This is a genomic window from Brevibacterium sp. CT2-23B (assembly GCF_013168765.1).
GTDB classification, from domain to species: Bacteria; Actinomycetota; Actinomycetes; order Actinomycetales; family Brevibacteriaceae; genus Brevibacterium; species Brevibacterium sediminis.
In genome coordinates this window covers 161,277-180,488 of the sequence record NZ_JABBYK010000005.1, presented here as the reverse complement: position 1 = coordinate 180,488, position 19,212 = coordinate 161,277, and the positions used below count along the sequence as shown (strand labels likewise).

The 19,212-nt window shown below is 67.7% G+C and carries 19 protein-coding genes; 6 read left to right on the top strand and 13 right to left on the bottom strand.

The window, feature by feature from the left end:
* Window positions 1–93: 93 nt before the first annotated feature.
* From HIM68_RS13790 to HIM68_RS13750, 9 genes are all read right to left on the bottom strand, one after another.
* Window positions 94–1,404, bottom strand: a complete 1,311-nt coding sequence (locus HIM68_RS13790) for a hydroxymethylglutaryl-CoA synthase family protein (protein WP_172173075.1) — start codon at window positions 1,402–1,404, stop codon at window positions 94–96.
* A complete protein-coding gene (locus HIM68_RS13785; protein WP_172173073.1) occupies window positions 1,401–2,504 on the bottom strand; it encodes a hydroxymethylglutaryl-CoA reductase in 1,104 nt (367 codons plus the stop codon). Before HIM68_RS13785 ends, HIM68_RS13790 begins: the two co-directional genes overlap by 4 nt.
* Entirely contained in the window at window positions 2,501–3,661 is a 1,161-nt protein-coding gene (gene fni, locus HIM68_RS13780) for a type 2 isopentenyl-diphosphate Delta-isomerase (RefSeq protein ID WP_139467653.1), read from the bottom strand. The genes HIM68_RS13785 and fni overlap by 4 nt, the downstream gene beginning before the upstream one ends.
* The gene (locus HIM68_RS13775) at window positions 3,651–4,781 is read right to left on the bottom strand and encodes a phosphomevalonate kinase (RefSeq protein ID WP_172173072.1); all 1,131 of its coding nucleotides are present in this window, start codon (window positions 4,779–4,781) and stop codon (window positions 3,651–3,653) included. Before HIM68_RS13775 ends, fni begins: the two co-directional genes overlap by 11 nt.
* Entirely contained in the window at window positions 4,778–5,794 is a 1,017-nt protein-coding gene (gene mvaD, locus HIM68_RS13770; RefSeq protein ID WP_172173070.1) for a diphosphomevalonate decarboxylase, read from the bottom strand. The genes HIM68_RS13775 and mvaD overlap by 4 nt, the downstream gene beginning before the upstream one ends.
* Window positions 5,791–6,753 (bottom strand): mevalonate kinase, encoded by a 963-nt coding sequence (gene mvk / locus HIM68_RS13765; RefSeq protein ID WP_172173068.1) that lies wholly within the window; start codon window positions 6,751–6,753, stop codon window positions 5,791–5,793. The genes mvaD and mvk overlap by 4 nt, the downstream gene beginning before the upstream one ends.
* An 84-nt stretch (window positions 6,754–6,837) precedes the next feature.
* Window positions 6,838–8,091: an RNA polymerase sigma factor gene (locus HIM68_RS13760; protein ID WP_172173066.1), complete on the bottom strand. Its 1,254-nt coding sequence runs from the start codon at window positions 8,089–8,091 to the stop codon at window positions 6,838–6,840.
* Between the two features lie 10 nt (window positions 8,092–8,101).
* On the bottom strand, window positions 8,102–8,536 hold the full coding sequence (locus HIM68_RS13755; protein WP_172173064.1) for a YciI family protein: 435 nt from the start codon (window positions 8,534–8,536) through the stop codon (window positions 8,102–8,104).
* Window positions 8,537–8,674: 138 nt separating this feature from the next.
* On the bottom strand, window positions 8,675–10,048 hold the full coding sequence (locus HIM68_RS13750; protein WP_172173062.1) for an FAD-binding oxidoreductase: 1,374 nt from the start codon (window positions 10,046–10,048) through the stop codon (window positions 8,675–8,677).
* A gap of 161 nt (window positions 10,049–10,209) precedes the next feature.
* Between HIM68_RS13750 and HIM68_RS13745 the strand changes: the two genes are divergently transcribed.
* The 4 genes from HIM68_RS13745 to HIM68_RS13730 all read left to right on the top strand — a co-directional run bounded on the left by HIM68_RS13745 (window position 10,210) and on the right by HIM68_RS13730 (window position 14,392).
* A complete protein-coding gene (locus HIM68_RS13745; protein ID WP_172173060.1) occupies window positions 10,210–12,000 on the top strand; it encodes a bifunctional 3'-5' exonuclease/DNA polymerase in 1,791 nt (596 codons plus the stop codon).
* A gap of 162 nt (window positions 12,001–12,162) precedes the next feature.
* A complete protein-coding gene (locus HIM68_RS13740) occupies window positions 12,163–13,242 on the top strand; it encodes an NAD(P)-dependent alcohol dehydrogenase (RefSeq protein WP_172173058.1) in 1,080 nt (359 codons plus the stop codon).
* A 128-nt stretch (window positions 13,243–13,370) separates the two neighbouring features.
* Entirely contained in the window at window positions 13,371–13,838 is a 468-nt protein-coding gene (locus HIM68_RS13735) for a VanZ family protein (protein ID WP_253903969.1), read from the top strand.
* A gap of 80 nt (window positions 13,839–13,918) precedes the next feature.
* On the top strand, window positions 13,919–14,392 hold the full coding sequence (locus HIM68_RS13730; RefSeq protein ID WP_172173056.1) for a VanZ family protein: 474 nt from the start codon (window positions 13,919–13,921) through the stop codon (window positions 14,390–14,392).
* Between the two features lie 81 nt (window positions 14,393–14,473).
* On the opposite strand, the gene HIM68_RS13725 is transcribed toward HIM68_RS13730, so the two are convergent.
* Window positions 14,474–14,956, bottom strand: coding sequence for a MarR family winged helix-turn-helix transcriptional regulator (locus HIM68_RS13725; RefSeq protein WP_172173054.1), 483 nt, complete (start codon window positions 14,954–14,956; stop codon window positions 14,474–14,476).
* Window positions 14,957–15,054: 98 nt separating this feature from the next.
* On the opposite strand from HIM68_RS13725, the gene HIM68_RS13720 reads away from it, so the two are divergent.
* Window positions 15,055–15,480, top strand: coding sequence for a VOC family protein (locus HIM68_RS13720; protein WP_139467663.1), 426 nt, complete (start codon window positions 15,055–15,057; stop codon window positions 15,478–15,480).
* Here the strand turns inward: HIM68_RS13720 and HIM68_RS13715 are convergent, their stop codons facing one another.
* Genes HIM68_RS13715 through HIM68_RS13705 form a run of 3 tightly spaced genes read right to left on the bottom strand, consistent with a single transcriptional unit; the run spans window position 15,481 to window position 17,840 of the window.
* On the bottom strand, window positions 15,481–15,912 hold the full coding sequence (locus tag HIM68_RS13715; protein WP_139467664.1) for a YdeI/OmpD-associated family protein: 432 nt from the start codon (window positions 15,910–15,912) through the stop codon (window positions 15,481–15,483). It abuts the gene before it with no gap.
* 45 nt (window positions 15,913–15,957) lie between these two features.
* Entirely contained in the window at window positions 15,958–16,929 is a 972-nt protein-coding gene (locus HIM68_RS13710; RefSeq protein WP_172173052.1) for an isoprenylcysteine carboxylmethyltransferase family protein, read from the bottom strand.
* Entirely contained in the window at window positions 16,926–17,840 is a 915-nt protein-coding gene (locus HIM68_RS13705) for a PhzF family phenazine biosynthesis protein (protein WP_172173050.1), read from the bottom strand. Before HIM68_RS13705 ends, HIM68_RS13710 begins: the two co-directional genes overlap by 4 nt.
* Before the next feature lie 202 nt (window positions 17,841–18,042).
* Between HIM68_RS13705 and HIM68_RS13700 the strand changes: the two genes are divergently transcribed.
* Entirely contained in the window at window positions 18,043–19,149 is a 1,107-nt protein-coding gene (locus HIM68_RS13700; protein WP_253903968.1) for a Gfo/Idh/MocA family protein, read from the top strand.
* The last annotated feature ends 63 nt before the right edge of the window (window positions 19,150–19,212 follow it).

Sequence of the window (19,212 nt, the reverse complement as noted above, 5' to 3'; positions counted from 1 at the left end):
AGGCCCAGTTTGAGTTGAGCAGCCCAGTTTCAAACATGGGCTGTTCGCCCCAAACTGGGCCGAACGCAGTGCGTGAAGTGTCGGGTGAGCCGCCTAGGCGCGCTCGTAGAGGCGGGCGCGGCCCTTGATCCCGGCGAAGCGGAACGGTCCCGCGGTCACCTTCGGGGTCGTGACGTCCTCGGCGCTGGAGAGCTCGGCGGCGTGGAGCGCGCGGTACGCGTCGATGGACAGCGGAACCCGGGCGTCGAGGGCGTCGGTGACGGCCTGCCGGCGCGAATGCTGCTCATAGCCGGGGAGGACACGGGCGGTGAAGAACTCGCCGACGCTGCCCGACCCATAGCTGAACAGCCCGATGCGCTTGCCGGCAAGATCGTCATCGTGATCGAGCAGTGAGCACAGTCCTGCGTAGAGCGAAGCGGTGTAGGAGTTGCCGAGGCGCCGGTTGTACAGAGTGCTCGTGGCCAGCCCCGTATCGCGCGGGCCAGTGGCAACGGAGTTGTCGGAAGCGCCGGCAGTGGCCGAGTCCGTGGCGGCGGCCGAGTGGGCGGCAGCCGGGCCGGGACTGGCAGCAGCGGCGCCCGCGCCGGAGACACCCGCGACGATCTCCGTGTCGAGATCCTCACCCGTGAGTCCGGCGAGGTGGACCTGCGCCTTCTTCGCCATCTTCGTGAACGGCTGGTGGTAGAGCACACGGTCGATCTCGGCCATGGCCGGTCCGCCCTGCGCGGCCAGATCGGTCCACGCTCCGGTGAGCGCATCGAGGTACGCGGTGACCGACAGGGCCCCGTCGACGATCGCGGTCGTCGAATCGTTCGGGCGCCAGAAGTCATCGACATCGGCCGAGTTCAGGCCCGAGACCGGTTCGATCTCGAGCAGCTTCGGATCCGCCGAGACGAGCATCGCCACGGCACCGGCACCCTGGGTCGGTTCACCCGGAGAATCGAGGGCATAGCGGGCCACATCCGAGGCGATGACGAGCACGCGCTGGCCGGGAGAGCGCGTGACGATGCCGCCGGCTGCCTGCAGGGCGGCGGTCGCGGAATAGCACGCTTCCTTGACCTCGACGACGCGCATCTGCGACGGCAGGTCGAGCAGCGAGTGCACGGCCATGCCGGCGGCCTTCGACTGGTCGATTCCCGATTCGGTGGCGAAGAGCATCGTGCGGATGCCCTCCGTCCCGCACCGCTGAATGATGGGCGCGGCGGCCGCGGCGGCCATGGTCACGACATCCTCATCGGGTGCCGGGAAGCTGAACTCGTCCTGGCCGAGGCCGAGGCGGAACTTGTTCGGATCGGTGCCGTTCGCCTCGGCGAAGTCATCGAGCCTGACGACATGATGGCTCGTGGCCAGTTCGATGTCGTCGATGCCGATCGGTACAGTGCCCGCAGCAGTGTGTGATGTCATGCGGCCTCGCCGTCCTCTCGCTGAGTCTCGGCAGCGCGCTGCTCATCAGCCTTGCGTTCCATCTGACGGTGAGTGTCCATCAGCTCACCGGGGTTCGTCTGAGCGGCGAGCAGAGAGAGCTCACCGCAGAGCACCGTCGCGGCCATGAGTGCGGCCAGTCGACGCGAATTCGCTCCCGGCTCACGATCCTCCCGGCAGCCCAGCCGCTCCAGCGCCTCATCGACATGCGGCAGATCCTTGCCGTTGCCCACGGTGCCGACGATGAGGTGCGGCAGCGTCGTCGAGAAGTACAGGCCCTCGGGGCGGTTCTCCGCATAGGTGATGCCCTGCGAGCCTTCGACGATGTTCGCCGCATCCTGACCGGTGGCCAGGTAGAAGGCGAGCAGCATGTTCGCATAGTGGGCGTTCGCCGAACGCAGGGCTCCGGCGATCGTCGATCCGACGAGGTTCTTGCGCACGACGAGTTCGACCATCTTCTCAGCGCTCGTGCGCAGGCGACGCTCGACGACCTCGTGGGGCAGGACGATCTCGGCGACGACATTGCGTCCGCGTCCGAGGATCCCGTTGACCGCGGTGGCCTTCTTGTCCGAGCAGTAGTTGCCGGACACCGAGCCGTAGTCGAGGCCCAGCTGCCAGGACAGAATGGTGTCCATGAGCGAATCCGAAGCTTGGGTGACCATATTGTGGCCCGAGGCGTCGTTGGTGCGGAAGGCGAAGCGGACGAAGAGCAGGTTCCCGACGATCTCGGGGTGGATCTCGATGAGCCGGCAGTGGCCGGACCCGGCTTCGACGACGGCTTCGAGTTCGCGGGTGCGGTGACGGATGGCCTGCGCGGCCGCCTCGGCGCCGATCGCTGATTCGGCCACGAACAGCACGGATCGGGTCATCCGCTCATCGACGATGACGGTGCGGATCCCACCCTCGATCTCACGGGAGATCGATGCCCCGCGGCCGACGGAGGGCCACAGCGGGGTCTCGTACGTTGCCAGGGGCACAGCCACCTCGGTGTGGGTGCCACTCGGCGCCAGCGCTTCGCCGCTGACCCGCAGGGGACCGACCCACGTGGTGGGGATCCCGGTGATCGTGGTCTGCTGATTCACAGCTGATTCCTCCTCGAAAGGACGTCGGATCGGTGCGAGAGCGCGGTGACGTCGATTCCGCGCAGGCGGGCGAACTCGCCGAGGCGGCCCCGCGTGAGCAGGTCCGTGGCCGTGAGGTCCGTGGACCGCTGCGCCCCGAGCAGGGCGAACAGAGCCGAGGTCTGAGTCTGCCAGGTGCGCACGAGATCGACGAGCCCGTCCGGTCCGTGGTCGAGCACGGTCTGCAGGAACGTGCCGGCGACGCCGACGGCCCGAGCACCGCAGGCCAGTGCTTTCACGACATCATAGGGGTTGCGCACGCCGCCGGAGGCCAGGAGCACGCGGTTCGAGACGCCGTCGTCCATCGTCGTCTCCGTCGTCCACTCGGGTGGGGCGTCGAGCAGGCAGGCCAGGGCGGACTGGCCGAAGCCGGTGAGCATGGAGAAGTCATCGGCCGGTGAGCGATCGTTCTCGATGCGCAGGAAGTCCGTGCCTCCGGCGCCGGAGACATCGGCGTACTGGACTCCGATATCGGCGAGCAGGGTCAGAGTCCGGCGGCTGAGTCCGAATCCGACCTCCTTGACGACGACGGGCACGGGGCAGGCGGCGACGATGTCCTCGAGCCCGGACAGCCAGGTGGAGAAGTCGCGGGTGCCTTCGGGCATCGCGGTCTCCTGCACCGGGTTGATGTGCAGCTGGAGGGCATCGGCGTTCAGCAGCTCGACGGCCCGCCGGGCATCATCGGCGCTGCGACCGGCACCGAGGTTGCCCATGACGAAGCCGTCCGGGTTCTCCTCGCGGATGACGGTGAAGCCCTTTGCGGCCTCGGCGTCGTCGAGCGCCACGCTCATCGATCCGCAGGCCATGGGCAGACCGGTCTCGGCGGCGGCGATGGCCAGGTCCCGGTTGATCTTCGCCGTGGTCTCCGTGCCGCCGGTCATGCCGTTGACGTAGAAAGGCGTCGGCCAGGTCCACTCGCCTAGTTCGACGCTGAGGTCGACAAGTTCGGGGTTCGTGCCCGAGAGCGCATGGTGGACGAATTCGAGGTCGTCGAAGTCGGTGCGGCGGGGGCCTTCCGTCTGCTGCGCCGAGGCGAGGCGCACGTGGTCGTCCTTGCGGGAGGCCCGTGAGGCCTTGGTCTCCGGTGTCTCAACTGATGCCGGGGTCTCAGAACTCATCGATCTCGCCTTCCTCTCGGTGGGCACCGAGGTCCAGGGGTCGGATTCCGGCGGCTTCCCAGCCGCTGAGAATGGTCTGTGCTTCGGTGTGGGGGTGAGCGAGGGCGATTCCGCAGTCACCGCCGCCGGCTCCCGAAGGCTTCGCTGCGGCCCCGTGGGTTTCGGCGATCTCGCACAGGTCGTGCAGGGCTTCGGTTTCGATGAGGCTGCCCGTGGAGTCGCTCAGCCGCCGCAGCAGGCCACGCACGGAGCGGATCGTGGTCAGGCTCGCCTCGGCATCGTCGGCGTCGAAGGCCGCCACGAGATCGTCGACGAGCGTGTGCGACTCGGCGGCGAAGGACACGAGCGGGCGCGGTTTCTGCGCTGCCGGGGACGATTCGGAGGAGGATTCGTCCGTCCGCTCGCGCGGGGTGTGGACCCGTGTGACGAGATGTTCGGTCGACGCCGGTGATCCGGTCCAGCCGACGAGGAGGTCGAGCGAGCTCGGTGGGGTGACCCGTCTGGCCGAGCAGCCGGCCCATTCCGAGCAGCTCATGGCGGAGACGACCCCGTGGGCCTCGCGGTGAGCGTGCAGGGCCGCACGGTCGGGGGAGGAGTAGCGGATCCAGCCGCCGAAGGTGCTCGCGGCAAGATCGCCGCCGGAGGCCTTTGTGGAGATCGCGATGGTCGCCAGGACGGCGAGTTTGAAGCGTTCGGTCAGGGTCAGCCCGAGGCGATAGAACTCATCGAGCGCGGCGATCGTCGCCACCGTCACCGCCGCTGAGGAGCCGAGACCGAACTTCCGGCCGTCCGAGTCATTGAGCTCGCTGGAGATCTCGAGATCGAAGTAGCGGGGGCTGGCGCCCCGGCCGGAGCGCAGCTCTTCGACGGTGGAGATCGCCGAGAGCACATAGTCGAAGGGACGCTCGTCGACGATGATGTGCTCACCATCGTCTTCGCGCCGCCACACGACGGGAGCCTGACCGTATTCGCTCGAATGGATGCGGCCGGCGCCTTCGCTCTCGGTCAGCCGGACGGTGATGCACCGGTCGACGGCGATGAGCACGGCGGGCTGTCCGGGTTCGACGACGGCGTACTCGCCGGCGATGAACAGCTTGCCGGGCGCCCGGGTCTCGATCATGCCCGGCTGCCCTCACCCGCAGCCGGGTTCACTGCGTCTGCGGGCGGGACTGCGGCGGCGGCGGTGAGCAGGTGGGCTCCCGGTCCCGGTCCGACGATGCGGACGTCGCCGAAGCCGGAGAGCTTCTCGGCGAGTGCCTCGGCGTCATGGGGGCGGACGATGACGGCGACGTTCGGGCCGGCATCGGCGGTCGAATAGGCTTCGATCCCCGACTCGCGGGCTTCGGCCACGGCGTCGAAGATCGCGTGGCTGGTCGGATTGAGGAACCGGATCGGCGGCACGGTGGACTGGATGAGGCCGTGCATGCGCAGGGCGTGGGATTCGGTGATCTCGCCGATGCGGGTGAAGTCCCCGGCCGCACATGCGGCGACCATCTGCTCGAGGTAGTCCTCGGTCGAGGACACCCAGCCGGAGTAGAAGGGGGAGGTGGCGGCTGTCAGGCGCATCGCCTCGCGGGAGGACACGGCCTTCCTGGCCCGGTTGACGGTGACGATGATCATCCGCATATCCGGAGCGGGAACGGTTTCGGCGAAGGAGGAGGCGTCGTCGCCGGCGTGCCAGACGGCGATGCCGTCGGGAATCGAGCGGCAGGCTGACCCCGAACCGCGGCGGGCCAGCCGGCTGAGATCGCGGGGTGCGAGGTCGAGGTCGAAGGCCGCGGCGGCGGCCGTCGCCAGAGCTGCGAAGCCCGACGCCGAGGAGGCCAGACCGGCACCCGTGGGCACGGAGTTGCGGGACCGGACGAGGACCCGATCATCGCGTCCGGCCAGGTCACGGACATGGTCGAGGAAGGTGGAGATGCGGTCCGTCTGACCGGCATCGGCGAGTGCGCCGTCGAGTTCGAGGACATCGGTCTCGGCGTCCGGGGCGGGCACCACGGTGGTCGTGGTCTCGAAATGGTCGAGGGTCAGCGACAGACTGCCTGCAGCGGGCAGGATGAGCTCCTCATCGGCCTTGCCCCAGTACTTGACCAGGGCGATGTTCGGGTAGGCCCGCGCCGTCGTCGTTCTCATGTCGGTCTGACCTCCGTCGTCCAGGTGCGGGGTGCTCCCGCCTTGCGCAGGGCCTCGGCGAGCTCTTCGGCCGAATCATCGTCATCGGCCAGGGCCAGCACGCAGCCGCCGAGTCCGCCGCCGGTGAGTTTGGCGCCCCAGGCTCCGGCCGCGGTGGCGGCGTCGACGAGGGAATCGAGGGTCGGGGTCGACACACCGAGGCTGCCGAGCAGTCCATGGGCTTCGTTCATCAGCGTGCCGATCGCCCGACGATCACCGGAGCGGATGTTGTCGACGGCGGAATCGGTGATCTCGGCCAGACGGTCGATCATCCCTCCGATGCGCACAGGATCGGCGTCACGGCGGGCACGGACTCCTCCGACCGCCTCGGCGGTGGACCCGTGATGACCGGAGTCCGCGAGGACGAAGACGAGGCGCTGACCGACGTCGATGGTCTGGGCGCACCCGGTCTGGAAGCGGATGGGGGCGGGTTTGGCCACGGCCCAGGCGTCGATTCCGCTGGGTCGGCCATGGGCGACGGTCTCGGCCGCCTGCACGATCTCGTGGAGGGTGTTCTCGTCGAAGACCGTCGCATGCAGGTTCGCGACCGCGCGGGCCACGGAGGTGGCCACGGCTGCACTCGAACCCAAGCCCCGGCTGTGGGGGATCGCCGAACGGATGAGCAGCTCCACCTCGGCGTCGGGATTTCCCACGGCCTTCAGCGCGGCGTTGAGACCGGCGACGACGGGGCCCATCGGCTCCGGAGCGGTCTGCGCATTTCCGGAGAACAGCTGGCTCTCGATCCGGGTCTCCTGGTGCGGGGACCGGCGGATATCGGTTTGGACTCCGAGCCCGTGCAATGGCACTGCGACGGCCGGAGAGCCGTAGACAACCGCGTGTTCGCCGAACAGGATCGCCTTTGCGTGGGCGAAGCCCTGGGACGTGCCCTGGGCGGGTTCGGTCTGAGAGGAATTGTGCATGCAGGATGGTTTCGGAGTCTGTGGATTGATTTCACCATCATATGCCGTACCCCCGCCCATCCCGAAGACGAGGTGACGTCCGTCTCAGGTGAGTCCTGCCGAGAGGTACTCGCGTTCGGCCGGGTCGGTGGTCAGGTCGAGCGCCCGCCGGCGGGCGGTGGCCGCCTCGTCTGTGCGGCCGAGGCGGGTGAGCAGATGAGCCCGCAGCACCCAGGCAGGTTGGAAGGCGGAGACGCGCTTATCGTCTTGGCCGTCCGGGTCGAAGCCCAGCGCGTCGAGTGCGGCCAGTCCCGCCTCGGGGCCGTCGACCTCGGCGAGGACGGCCGCTCGGGAGACCGACCCGCCGAGACTCGGGGCTACCTGCGCGAGATCGTCGTGGAGGCGCAGCAGCATCGGCCAATCCGTGGATCCGGTGCGGATTCCGGCCATATGGAGGAGTTGGATGGCCGCCTCGAGCCCGAATCGGCCGACGTGTCCGCAGCGGTGGACCTCGACGAGGTGGCGCTCGCCCGCCTCGGTGAGAGTTCCGTCCCAGCGGCCCGGGTCTTGGTCGGACAGGGGCACGAATCGTCCGTCGCCGCTGCGACGAGCGGGGAACCGGGCGGCGGAGAGGTGGATGAGGGCGGCCAGTCCGTGGGATTCGCCGTCACCGGGGCAGAGTTCGGCCACGAGGCGGGACAGGTACAGGGCCTCGCCGATCATGCCCTCCCGTGGCTGCGCGGCCGCCTGAGCCCATTCGATGGCGAATGCCCCGTAGATCGCCTCAAACACATCGGGCAGACGGGACTCGAGGTCGAGACGGTCGGGACTGCCGAAGGCGACACCGAGACCGGCAACGCGCTTCTTCGCCCTGGTCAGACGGGCAGAGACGGTGGCGGCGGGCAGGGCCATGGCCGCCGCGATCTGTTTTGCCGTCATCCCCATCACCGCCGAGAGCATGAGCAGCGGCCGGGCGGGAGGCTCGATGTCCGGGTGGGCGCAGGCGGCGAGGAGTTCGAGCCGGCGGTCGGGCAGGGCGTCAGGGTCGTGATGGGCAGGGTCGGTGCCGGCGTCGATGCGGTCGATCGTCTCCTCATCGAGGGCCGTCGAGGTCCGTGCCGCCGCCGATCTCCACACGTCCCGGCGGGCATTGAGAGCCACCCGGTAGAGCCAGCCCTCGGGATTGGAAGGAGGACCTTGGGCCCGCCACGCGGTCACGGCACGTTCGAGCGCCGTGGACAGCGCATCCTCGGCGCCGGAGATATCACCATCGGCGGCCGCGATGAGTGCGACGATCCTGCCCCAGCCGTCCTGGGACAGGATCATCGCGCGCTCGGCAGGATCGGCGGACTCGATCATCGGCGAGCGATCAGGAGGAGCCGTCCGGGCGGGACGGGCATTCGCCGGGTCCGGCCGGCCCGTCACCCGGTCGGGTCCAGGCGCCGTCGACGAACGAAGTCGCCGCGGGTCGGACCTCGATGGTGCCGTAGCTCGTGCCGGGGAACTTCTCGGCCCAGGCCAGGGCCGCCTCGATGTCAGGAACGTCGATGACGACGACCCCGGCCAGGGCCTCCTTCGCCGCGGCGAAGGGCCCATCCTCGATGACGACTTCTCCGGTCCTGCGGGTCACGGTCTTCGTCTCGGAGTGGGGTGCGAGCATCTCCCAGGCGACGACGACCCCGGCCGAGGTCAGCGCCTGGCCGAAGTCGTCCATGAGGCGCATCATCTCCTGGAAGTCCTCTTCGGTGGGGGCAGGGCCGTCGGCTCCGGGCTCGGGTGCGTGGAAGATCAGTGAATAGCGCATGGTTCGCTCCGTTCTGTGTGCGGCGGCCGGATTTCGGCCGCTCACAGAGAAGACGATCGAATCGACGCCGATTCGACAGCTGTGCAGAATTCTTCCACGAATCCCCTCCGCCGAGGCGGTCCCGACCCAGCCGAACCCTCAGACGAGTCCGGTGTAGACCGATCCCGGGTTGAAGATGTTGTCCGGATCGAGGGCCTGTTTGATCCGGTGGTTGAGCTCCATGACGTCCTCGCCGAGGTAGGGCGCGAGCCACGGCGCCTTGAGTCGGCCGACGCCGTGCTCACCGGTGATCGTCCCGCCCAGCCCCGTGGCCAGATCCATGACCTCGCCGTAGGCGATCTGCGCGCGCTTCTGCTGTTCCTCATCCTTGGGATCGAGGACGAGCAGCGGATGCGTGTTGCCGTCGCCGGCGTGCGCGATGACGGCGATTGTCACCTTGCGTTCGGCCGCGATCTTCTCGATGCCGAGGACCAGGTCGCCGAGCTTCGGCAGCGGAACCCCGACGTCCTCGAGCAGCAGAGCACCCTTCTTCTCCACGGCCGGGATCGCGATCCGGCGGGCCGTGACGAAGGCTTCGCCCTCGTCGGGGTCGGCAGTGAGATAGCACTCTGAGGCAGAGTTGCTGTTGCAGATCTCCTCGATGATCTTCGCCTGCACAGTGCAGTGCTCGCCGGGTTCGTCGGACTGGATGACGAGCATGCCTTCGGCCTCACGGTCGAGCCCCATCTTCAGCTCATCCTCGACGGCGTTGATCGAGGGCTTGTCCATGAACTCGAGCATCGAGGGTCGCATGGCCTTCGCGATCTCGAGCACGGCGTTCGTGGCATTGGCGAGCCTCGGGAACATCGCGACGACAGTCGTCGGGGGCAACTGGGCGGGAATGAGCCGCAGGGTCACCTCGGTGATCACGCCCAAGGTCCCCTCGGAACCGACGAAGAGCTTCGTCAGCGGCAGACCCGCGACGTCCTTGAGCCTCGGGCCGCCGAGTTTGACCGCCCGTCCATCGGCGAGGACGACGGTCATGCCGAGGACATAGTCCGTTGTCACACCGTATTTCACGCAGCACAGGCCGCCGGCGTTCGTGGCGATGTTGCCGCCGATGGAGCAGAACTCGAAGGACGAGGGGTCCGGCGGATACCACAGGCCGTGTTCGGCAGCGGCGGCCTTGACCTCGGCGTTGAAGGCGCCCGGCTGGACCGTGGCCATGCGGGTGACGGGATCGATGCTGATCTCGCGCATCTTGTCCAGGGACAGCACGATTCCGCCCGCGACCGCGGAGCTGCCGCCCGACAGGCCGGATCCGGCGCCGCGGGGCACGATCGGGACCTTCGCCTCGGCGGCGATGCGGACCACCGTCTGCACCTCCTCGGTGGTCCTCACTCGGACCACGGCGGCAGGCACCCCGGCATCGGGGTCGTTCGCGCGGTCCCAGCGGTAGGCGTCCATCGAATCGGGATCGGTGATGACGGCTTCGGCCGGTAGAGCGGAGGTGAGGGAGGAGACAACGTCCATGTTGTGTGTCTGACCTTTCGAGCGGAGTTCGGCACCCGGAATTCGCTCTCGACGTTACCAGGATCACGTTCGCGGCAGGCGGCCAGGGCCAGGGTGCGGACAGGAGAGCGGGAGATCGTCCGAGCGACTGTCCGAGCGAGCCCGCGGCGTAGGCTGGATCCATGACCTCCGCCCCCGCTCAGCGGCCCGCCGCCTGCGTGTTCGGAACCGTGCCCGGAACCGGGTTCGAGGGGCAGCGGTTCGGAATCGCCGACCTCGACAGCGCAGGTCGGGAGATCGGTCGGATCGACCTCGCCGAGGCGGACCTGCCCGATTTCGTCCGTGACCGTGAGGGCGGAGCCGGGGGAGATCCGAGCGAACCGGGCGGAGCCCGCCCTCGCTGGGTCCTCAGCGACACCGCGAAATGGTGCCCCCCGCTGCTCGCGGCCGGGGTGAGCCTCGAGCGCTGCCATGATCTGCGTCTGGCTCATGCGATCCTCGCCCGCTCCGAACTCGTCACCGCACCGGAGGCGGTGCGCGCCGCCTCCGAATGGGACGCCGCGCCCGCCGACGCCGCCGCACCCGAACAGGCGGCCGCTCTCTTCGACGTCGATGCCGGTCGCGGATTCATCCCACAGGTTCCGCACGACCTCGAGGCGGCCCTGGCCGAACATGTCCGGCAGACCGCGGCGATCGAGACCGCGAGCGATCCGGGACGCCTGAGGCTGCTGCTGGCCGCGGAATCGGCGGGAGGACTCGTCGCCGCAGAGATGCGTGCGGCAGGGGTGCCCTGGGACGAAGCCGAACACGATCGGATACTGACCGAACTGCTCGGTCCCCGGCCGATCCGGGACGGGAAGCCTCAGAAGATGCTGTCCAAGGCCGAGGAAGTCCGCGCGGCCCTTGAAGATCCGCGGGTCAACCTCGATTCGCCGAACCGGTTGCTCGCGTCGCTGCGCAATGCCGGCATCAATGTCGCCTCGACCTCGAAATGGGAGTTGCAGACGAGCGAACATCCGGCGATCGCGCCCCTGCTCGAGTACAAGAAGATGGCGCGGCTGCTGAGTGCCAACGGGTGGCATTGGCTCGATGAATGGGTCGATGACGGCCGCTACCGTCCGGTCTATGTGCCCGGCGGAGTCGTCACCGGACGGTGGGCGGCCAGCGGGGGAGGGGCCCTGCAGATCCCGCGACAGCTGCGTCCGGCCCTGCGTGCCGACGAGGGATGGCGGCTCGTTGCCGCCGATGTCGCCCAGCTCGAACCCCGTGCGCTCGCCGCCATGTCCGGAGACCGGGCGATGGCCGCGGCCGGATTCGGCCGCGATCTCTACTCCGGGCTCGTCGACGCCGGCGTCGTGGCCACCCGGCAGGAGGCGAAGATCGCGGTGCTCGGGGCGATGTACGGATCGACGACCGGGGAGGCCGGAGCCCTGGTGCCGCGTCTGCGGCAGAATTTCCCCGCCGCCATGCACCTCGTCGATTCCGCCGCCGAGGCGGGACGACAAGGAGGAGTCGTATCCACCTGGTTGGGACGGACCTCCCCGCCGCCCGGCGAGGGGTGGCAGAGACTGCAGAGGGCCGCGAACCGCTTCGATGCCACCGGTGCCGATGAACAGCGGGCCCGGCGGGCCGCCGGTGACCAGGGACGTTTCACCCGCAATTTCGTCGTTCAGGGCACAGCGGCCGAATGGGCGCTGGCCTGGCTGGCCGACCTGCGGCTGCGCCTGGCGCGGCTGCCGGAGATCGAGGACACATCTGAGGCGGCCGCCTCGGGGCCGGTGTTCTCCCGCCGTGCTCACCTCGTGTTCTTCCTCCACGATGAGGTCATCGTCCATGCCCCGACCGAGCAGGCCGAGGAGGCGGCGGAGGCGATCAGGGCGGCGGCCGCCTCGGCGGGTCGACTGCTGTTCGGGGATGCCCCCGTCGATTTCCCCCTCGATCTGAGCATCGGTGAGCGCGCGATCAAGGACTGAGCCGTTCGATGGGGCCGAATGAAGGACTGAGGCGTTCGATGGGCCCGAATGAGGGACTGAGCGGATCTACGAAGAATAAGTCCATGTGCATGGAATAGACTGCGAGCCGCAAGCGCTGGACGATGTGGCCCAGCAACGGATACGCAAGTCCAAGGAGATCACATGAGCATCAGCGTCAAGGCACTGCAGAAGACGGGAGCGGATCAGCCGTTCCGCGTGGCCACGATCGAACGCCGGGATCCCCGACCCGATGACGTCGTCATCGACATCAAGGCTGCAGGCATCTGCCACAGCGACATCCACACCATCCGCAACGAATGGGGCGAGGCGCACTTCCCGCTCACCGTCGGCCACGAGATCGCCGGCGTCGTCGAGGCCGTCGGTTCCGATGTCACTGATTGGAAGGTCGGCGACCGCGTGGGCGTGGGCTGCATGGTCAACTCGTGCGGCGAGTGCGAGGAATGCCGGGCCGGTCAGGAGCAGAACTGCCTGAACGGCAACGTCGGAACGTACAACGTCGAAGACGTCGACGGCACGATCACCCAGGGCGGATACGCACAGAAGGTCGTCGTCAACGAACGCTTCGTCTGCCGGATCCCCGATGCGCTCGACTTCGACGTCGCCGCCCCGCTGCTGTGCGCGGGCATCACCACCTATGCACCGCTCAACCGCTGGGGCGCCGGTGAGAAGAAGAACGGCGCTCCCAAGCAGGTCGCCGTGCTCGGACTCGGCGGACTCGGCCACATGGGTGTGCAGATCGCCGCGGCCATGGGCGCCGAGGTGACCGTCCTCTCGCGCACACTGAAGAAAGAAGCAGCGGCACTGGAACTCGGCGCGCAGCGGATGCTCGCCACCACCGACGAGAACTTCTTCTCCGACCACGCCGGCGAGTTCGACCTCATCCTCAACACGATCAGCGCCGACATCCCCGTCAACCGCTACCTGCGTCTGCTGGGGCCGCGCGGGGTCATGGCCGTCGTCGGCCTCCCGCCGGAGAAGCAGGAGTTCTCCTTCGGTGCCGTCATCGGCGGGGCCAAGGCGATCGCCGGATCGAACATCGGCGGCATCGCCGAGACCCAGGAGATGCTCGACTTCTGCGCCGAACACGGCATCGCCGCGAAGATCGAGACGATCCCCGTCACCGAGGCGGACGCCGCCTACGACCGGGTCGTGGCCGGAGACGTGCAGTTCCGCGTCGTCATCGACACCGCGAGCTTCGATGACGTCGAGGCCGTCGCCTGATCCGCCTCGTCCGAATCCCGGGCGTGAGACCGCAATGGTCGGGGTGATTCCCGCAATCGATGCGGGAATCCCTCGACCCTCATGCCGCAGGCGGGCACAATGAGACCGGGTCGAGGGACAGGGGAGCGATGACGGGTACGAGGCGACAGCTGCGGACGGTGCCGCTGGCGCTGCTCATCCTCTACACGGTCTTCATCGGCCTCGTCACGCTCACACCGAATCAGCTGGACACGGGCCCCGGGTCGTTCATCGCAGGACTGCTCGAGTTCCTCGCCTCCCACCGAGTGACCGCATGGATCAGCTTTGACATCCTCGAGAAGCTCGCGAACGTCGGAATGTTCATTCCCTTCGGCCTGCTTGTGGCCCTCCAGTGCGGCCGCAGCCGCTGGTGGGTCGGCTGGGTCGCGGGCATCGCCTTCACGTGCCTCATCGAGGGCACTCAGGCGACCCTGCTCTCGCCTACGCGCTTCGCCACGATCAGCGATCTCGTTACGAACAGCCTCGGTGCCGGCATCGGGGCTGTGGTCGGACTCATCGTCATGAGGATCTGGCCGCCGAGGATGGACGTCGTTCCCGTCGACCATGAGGTTCGTTGACAGATCGTGAGGTCCGGTGAGAGCCGGGTCATATCCGCATCTGAGGATGTGCCCAGGATTCGGTCGTAAGTTGGGCGGTGATGACCGATCGTGATCAGCGCACAGTCGGTGCGCCGCTGGCTCTTCTCGTCCTCTACACACTCTTCATCGCCGCCATCACGCTGACCCTGCAGCAGATGGGCACCGGCCCGGACACTCTCATCGGGCACGCACTCGACCTCTTCGCCGCTCACCGGGAGACCGCCTGGCTGACCTATGAACGGGTCGAGAAGCTCGGCAATGTGGCGATGTTCATTCCCTTCGGATTCCTCGCGGCCCTGCACTTCGGACTCCGACGCTGGTGGCTCGGATTCCTCTTCGGCGCGGGTTTCAGCGCTGCCATCGAGATCTTCCAAGGCACCGTGCTCACTCAGTCCCGCTTCGCCACGCTCAGCGATCTCGTCACGAACACCCTCGGCGCCGGCATCGGCGCAATCCTCGGCCTGTGCTGCCTGGCCGCATGGCCGAAACGGTCGACGAGGCGGAAATCCGAAAAGGAGCTCGCGCCGGTGTAGGTCCGATCACGTCGGTCCAAGGCCCTGGTTGTCCGCCGGTCTTCCAGTCGTCCTATCGGTGACCGCTCGATCTCCCGGCCCTCAGCCGTCCTCGGCCTCTTCGAGGGCCGCGATGCACCGGCCGAGCGCCTCGGTGACCATCGTCCGAGTCTCATCATCGAGCGGCGAGACCATGCGAGCGGAGACCGCCTCGACGCGGGAGACGGCCTGATCGAGCACCTCAACGCCTGCCGAGGTGAGACGTGTGGGCAGGACTCGACCGGATTCGGCCGTGGCCGGCCTCGTGATCAGTCCCCGTTCCTGGAGGCCGCGCACCAGCGTATTCATCGTCTGCCGGGTGACGAAGGCGCCGCGCGCGAGCTCGGAATTCGACGCCCCCGGCCTCCGGCGCAGCTGCTCGAGGCAGTTGTACTGCGGGGTGGTCAGCTCCAGCGGCCGCAGCGTCTCGTCCATCTTCGACCGCAGCTCCGACTGCAGATGCTTGAGTTGATAGCCGAGCAGCGACTCGAGTTCCACCGGCTCTTCGCAGGTTCCCTCATTGTGATCCTCTGACCCTTGACTCATGTAAGTATTCTGACATACATTTATCGATGTCAGGATACTGACATGTGACAAAGGCGGCTCTCCATGAAAGGGAGGGATGCCGAGAGAAGGGAACGAACATGAATGCATCGACGACCGATACAGTGAAAGCCGGCACCACGAGCACCGAGGAGACCGGCACCGTGAGCGGTCCGGACTTCATCGCCTTGCAGGTCCGAGACGTGGAAGCGGCCGCACAGTTCTACGAATCGCGACTCGGACTCACCCGTGCCCCGGCTGCTCCTCCCGGAGCGGTCGTCTTCACGACTTCGCCGATCCCCTTCGCCGTGCGCGAACCGCTGCCCGGCGTCGACCTCGACTCCGGCGACCGTCCGGGAAACGGGGTGGCACTGTGGCTGAGGTGCGATGATGCTCAGGCGCTGCACGATTCCCTCGCCGAGGCGGGGGTGGAGATCCTCCGGGCGCCCGCTCCCAGCCCCTTCGGGCTGACCTTCGCCTTCGCCGATCCCGACGGCTATGCGGTGACCCTGCACGACGCAGGGTGATCACTCGAACGAGTCGACGATCTTCTTGATCCGTCTGTTCCGCGTCTCCTCGGCCTTCGCCGAGGTCACCTGCCGCACATGTTCCTTGCGCTTCGACGGTGCGAGCGCATCGAAAGCCGCGCGGACACCGGCGGCGGCGAGCGCCTCGGCGAGGGAATCGGGAACCGGGGTCTCCCGGTTCGAGGTGTCGTGAGTCAGCGTCACCTCGTGGGTCTCACCGCCGGCGACGCCGATCTTCTCCCGGTGCTCCTTGGCGAGCGGGAGCAGGTACTTCCCACCCATCACCGCGGTCGTCGAGGGATAGGAATAGCCTTCGATCGTGACGATGACCGGGACCCGTTTGCCCACGCCGAAGTCGAGGACGATGTCCTCGGGAACTTCGATGCCGACATTGTTGCCGAGTTTCAGGAGTTCAGTGGTGAACGTGACCATGCGGCCTCCTCGGTGAGTGGATGGTCTTGACCGAGCGTAGGCCGATCAGTCCTCGTCGACAAGGTCGGGAGCGGTTTCGGCGGTCGAGAAGGTCGGCCACCAGCAGCGCACGCGTTTGGCGTAGTCGCGGTATTCGTCGCCGAAGCGCTCCAGCAGGTCGGTCTCCTCGTGGGGGCGGATGAGCCAGTTCCACAGAAGTGAGCCGATGAGCGCGTACACGACGACGAGCCACGAACCGATGAGCAGACCCATCGCCATGCCCTGAACGACGCCGGCGATGGCCATCGGATTGCGGACGAAGGCGTAGGGGCCGCGGGCGACGAGGTGGTGGGCCATCTGCGAGGGCAGCGGGGTGCCGGAGCCGAAGTTCGCGATCGCGCGGGCCGACCAGACGCCGATGACGCTGGAGATGGCGAGCAGGGCGAAACCGACGACGACCAGGAGGATCGGGAACTTGTAGGCGAGGTTCCAGCGGTCTTCGAAGGCATTGATGATGACCGGGATGATGATGAGGAAGACGCCCCAGAACACGACGATCTGGATGGTGGTCCGCATCAGCAGGCGGGACCGGATGCGGGTATGCGAACTGTGGAACGCGAAGGGCCCGACCAGGAGCTTCTCGGACGGGATGCGGCCGACGATCATGAGCACACCTGCAAGGAGGCTGCCGAGTGCGGCGAGGATCATGAGGACGGCGCCGAGCCCCGCCTCGGTGGTGGCGGTTGCGTAGATGACCATGCCCAGCGCCACGAGCACGGTCCACCCGGTGGCGATCCACACCGCCCAGCGGAAGTTGAGCGCGGCCAGGGCAGAACCGATGACGAACAGCGGAATGTCGACGATCGCGATGAGCAGCGGGTCGATGCTGCCGAGAGTCGCGGTCGCCACCCCGGGAATCATCGCGGTGCCCAGCCACCATGCCGCTCCGGCGAGGGCCTGGAGGGCGAAGTACATGCGGCCGTGGAAGATGCGCAGTCGTTTCTTCGGTTTGTTCACTTCGGTGAGATGTCGATTCATGTGTGCACCGTCCCGCGGATGCAGATGGAAGTGTCTCCGCCGACCCAGATCTCGTCGTTCTCGGCGGTGATGGAGATGACTCCGGAGCGGCCGAGCGCGGTTCCCTGGGTCGCGGTATAGCTGTTCGGGGCCAGGTTCTCACCGATGAGCCATTGGGCGACGGAGGCGTTGAGGCTGCCGGTCACCGGATCCTCGGCGACGCCGACTCCCGGCACGAAGGCGCGGATCTCGTACTCGTGTTCTGCCCCGTCCGGGTGGGCGCCGAGGACGCCGAGCTTCGCATCGGGGATGGCCGAGAAGTCCGGGGTGAGCGCGAGCACCTGGTCGGCGCTGGACAGTCGCACGGCCGCCCAACCGGGGCCGTTGTCGGCCCACTGGTGTCCGAGGATCTCGGCACGATCGACGCCGAGGGCGACCGCGATCTGGTCGACGTAGGCATCGTCGAGCGGTCCCGAGCGCAGTCGATCGGGGGCGGCGAAGGCGAGGGTTTCGGAGAAATCGCCGCTTGGGTCGGTGCTGTCGGTCGGGTCGGTCGAGTTGATTCTGTCGGTCGGGTCGCCTCGGCGAGGGGATCTGCGGATGTCGACGAGGCCGGCACCGCACTCCTGGACGATGCGGTCAGTGTGCTTCGGGGCGCCGCCGGCGTCGAGCCAGGCCGCGGCCGAACCGAGCGTGGGGTGGCCGGCGAAGGGCAGTTCTCGATGCGGGGTGAAGATGCGCAGACGATAGTCGGCTGTTGGGTCGGCGGGCGGGAGGATGAAGGTGGTCTCGGACAGGTTCGTCCAGTTCGCGATGCGGGCCATCTGCTCCTCATCGAGGCCATCGGCGTCGACGATGACCGCGACGGGGTTGCCGTGGAAGGGCACGGCAGAGAAGACATCGACCTGGGCGAATCGGCGGTGCTGTGACAATGACACTCCTTCGCGAGTTGCGGACCACGCTGCGAGCGGGGGATTGCGCGGGCGCTTCTCACAGTGTAAAGGCCCAGGCCGGAGCGTCGGTGGATTGGCCCCCGGTAGCGCGGGGGTGTCAGCCGCGGAGGGCGGCGGTTCGGTCGACTCGGTGCGGATGGATGCTGTCGACTCGGTGCGACCGGTGATTGCATAATGAGGCATGCCCTCAGATGACAATGCGCGAGGACGAGGTCCTCGCATCGGAATGCTCGGCGGCGGGTTCATGGGCCGCATTCACAGTCGAGCCGCACGGTCGGCCGGAGCCGTGCTCGACTCGGCCGCATCGTCGCGGCCGGAGAGATCGGCACAAGCGGCGGCCGAGCTCGGCTTCGAGAATTCGACTGCGTCCGACGCACTGCTCGGCCGCACCCTCGACGCGATCCACATCTGCACTCCCAATGACGTCCACGCCTCGCAGTCCCTGCAAGCTCTGGACGCGGGATCGAACATCATCTGCGAGAAGCCCTTGGCCACTGATTCGACGGCCGCGCGTGCCGTGTTGGCCCGCGCCGACGAGGCTGGTCTGCTTGGGACCGTTCCATTCGTCTACCGCTACCACCCGATGGTGCGTGAGGCCCGTGCGCGATTCCGCGAGGGTCAGGCCGGGACGCTGCTGACCGTTGATGCCGGATACCTCCAGGACTGGCTGCTCGGCTCCGGCGACGAGAACTGGCGCGTCGACTCCGAACGCGGCGGCCCGTCGCGGGCCTTCGCCGATATCGGCTCCCACCTCGTCGACCTCATCGAGTTCATCGTCGATGACCGGATATCGTCCCTGGTGGCGACCACGAGAACCGTTCATCCACGCCGAGGAGGTGCCGCGGTGACCACGGAGGACACTGTAGCCGTGACCGTCGAGTTCTCCGGCGGCGCCATCGGTTCGCTGCTGGTGTCTCAGCTGGCTCCCGGACGCAAGAACGGGCTGACAGTGGAGATCGCCGGCACCGAGGCGAGCATGCGCTTCGAGCAGGAGCGGCCCGAGCAGCTGTGGTTCGGTCAGCGCGCCGACAGCCGCCTCCTCGTCCGCGATCCCGACTTCCTGTCCGCCGATGCCGCGCGCCTGTGTATGGTCCCGGCCGGCCATCCGCAGGGATACCAGGATGCGTTCAACGGCTTCGTCGCCGACTCCTATGCCTACTTCGCCGGCGAGCGACCGGAGGGGCTGCCGACTCTGCGAGACGGGGTGCGAGCCGTGCTCGTGACTGAGGCCGTGCTGCGGTCGGTACACGAACGTTCTTGGGTCGATGTAGAGTCGCTGGCCGTCTAGGCACCGCGATCTGCCGAACCATAGGCACTCTGACCGCCTGAGTCATAGGAGTCCCGACCTCCC

Bases quoted from the DNA above. Each gene is read 5' to 3' on its own strand.
- HIM68_RS13755 (WP_172173064.1), bottom strand. From the start codon at position 8,536: ATGCGCTATTCACTGATCTTCCACGCACCCGAGCCCGGAGCCGACGGC.
- mvaD (WP_172173070.1), bottom strand. From the start codon at position 5,794: ATGAGAACGACGACGGCGCGGGCCTACCCGAACATCGCCCTGGTCAAG.
- HIM68_RS13760 (WP_172173066.1), bottom strand. From the start codon at position 8,091: ATGATCGAGTCCGCCGATCCTGCCGAGCGCGCGATGATCCTGTCCCAG.
- HIM68_RS13735 (WP_253903969.1), top strand. From the start codon at position 13,371: ATGACGGGTACGAGGCGACAGCTGCGGACGGTGCCGCTGGCGCTGCTC.
- HIM68_RS13715 (WP_139467664.1), bottom strand. From the start codon at position 15,912: ATGGTCACGTTCACCACTGAACTCCTGAAACTCGGCAACAATGTCGGC.
- HIM68_RS13775 (WP_172173072.1), bottom strand. From the start codon at position 4,781: ATGATCGAGACCCGGGCGCCCGGCAAGCTGTTCATCGCCGGCGAGTAC.
- fni (WP_139467653.1), bottom strand. From the start codon at position 3,661: ATGAGTTCTGAGACCCCGGCATCAGTTGAGACACCGGAGACCAAGGCC.
- HIM68_RS13710 (WP_172173052.1), bottom strand. From the start codon at position 16,929: ATGAATCGACATCTCACCGAAGTGAACAAACCGAAGAAACGACTGCGC.
- HIM68_RS13730 (WP_172173056.1), top strand. From the start codon at position 13,919: ATGACCGATCGTGATCAGCGCACAGTCGGTGCGCCGCTGGCTCTTCTC.
- HIM68_RS13700 (WP_253903968.1), top strand. From the start codon at position 18,043: ATGCCCTCAGATGACAATGCGCGAGGACGAGGTCCTCGCATCGGAATG.
- HIM68_RS13720 (WP_139467663.1), top strand. From the start codon at position 15,055: ATGAATGCATCGACGACCGATACAGTGAAAGCCGGCACCACGAGCACC.
- HIM68_RS13790 (WP_172173075.1), bottom strand. From the start codon at position 1,404: ATGACATCACACACTGCTGCGGGCACTGTACCGATCGGCATCGACGAC.
- HIM68_RS13750 (WP_172173062.1), bottom strand. From the start codon at position 10,048: ATGGACGTTGTCTCCTCCCTCACCTCCGCTCTACCGGCCGAAGCCGTC.
- HIM68_RS13745 (WP_172173060.1), top strand. From the start codon at position 10,210: ATGACCTCCGCCCCCGCTCAGCGGCCCGCCGCCTGCGTGTTCGGAACC.
- HIM68_RS13725 (WP_172173054.1), bottom strand. From the start codon at position 14,956: ATGAGTCAAGGGTCAGAGGATCACAATGAGGGAACCTGCGAAGAGCCG.
- mvk (WP_172173068.1), bottom strand. From the start codon at position 6,753: ATGCACAATTCCTCTCAGACCGAACCCGCCCAGGGCACGTCCCAGGGC.
- HIM68_RS13740 (WP_172173058.1), top strand. From the start codon at position 12,163: ATGAGCATCAGCGTCAAGGCACTGCAGAAGACGGGAGCGGATCAGCCG.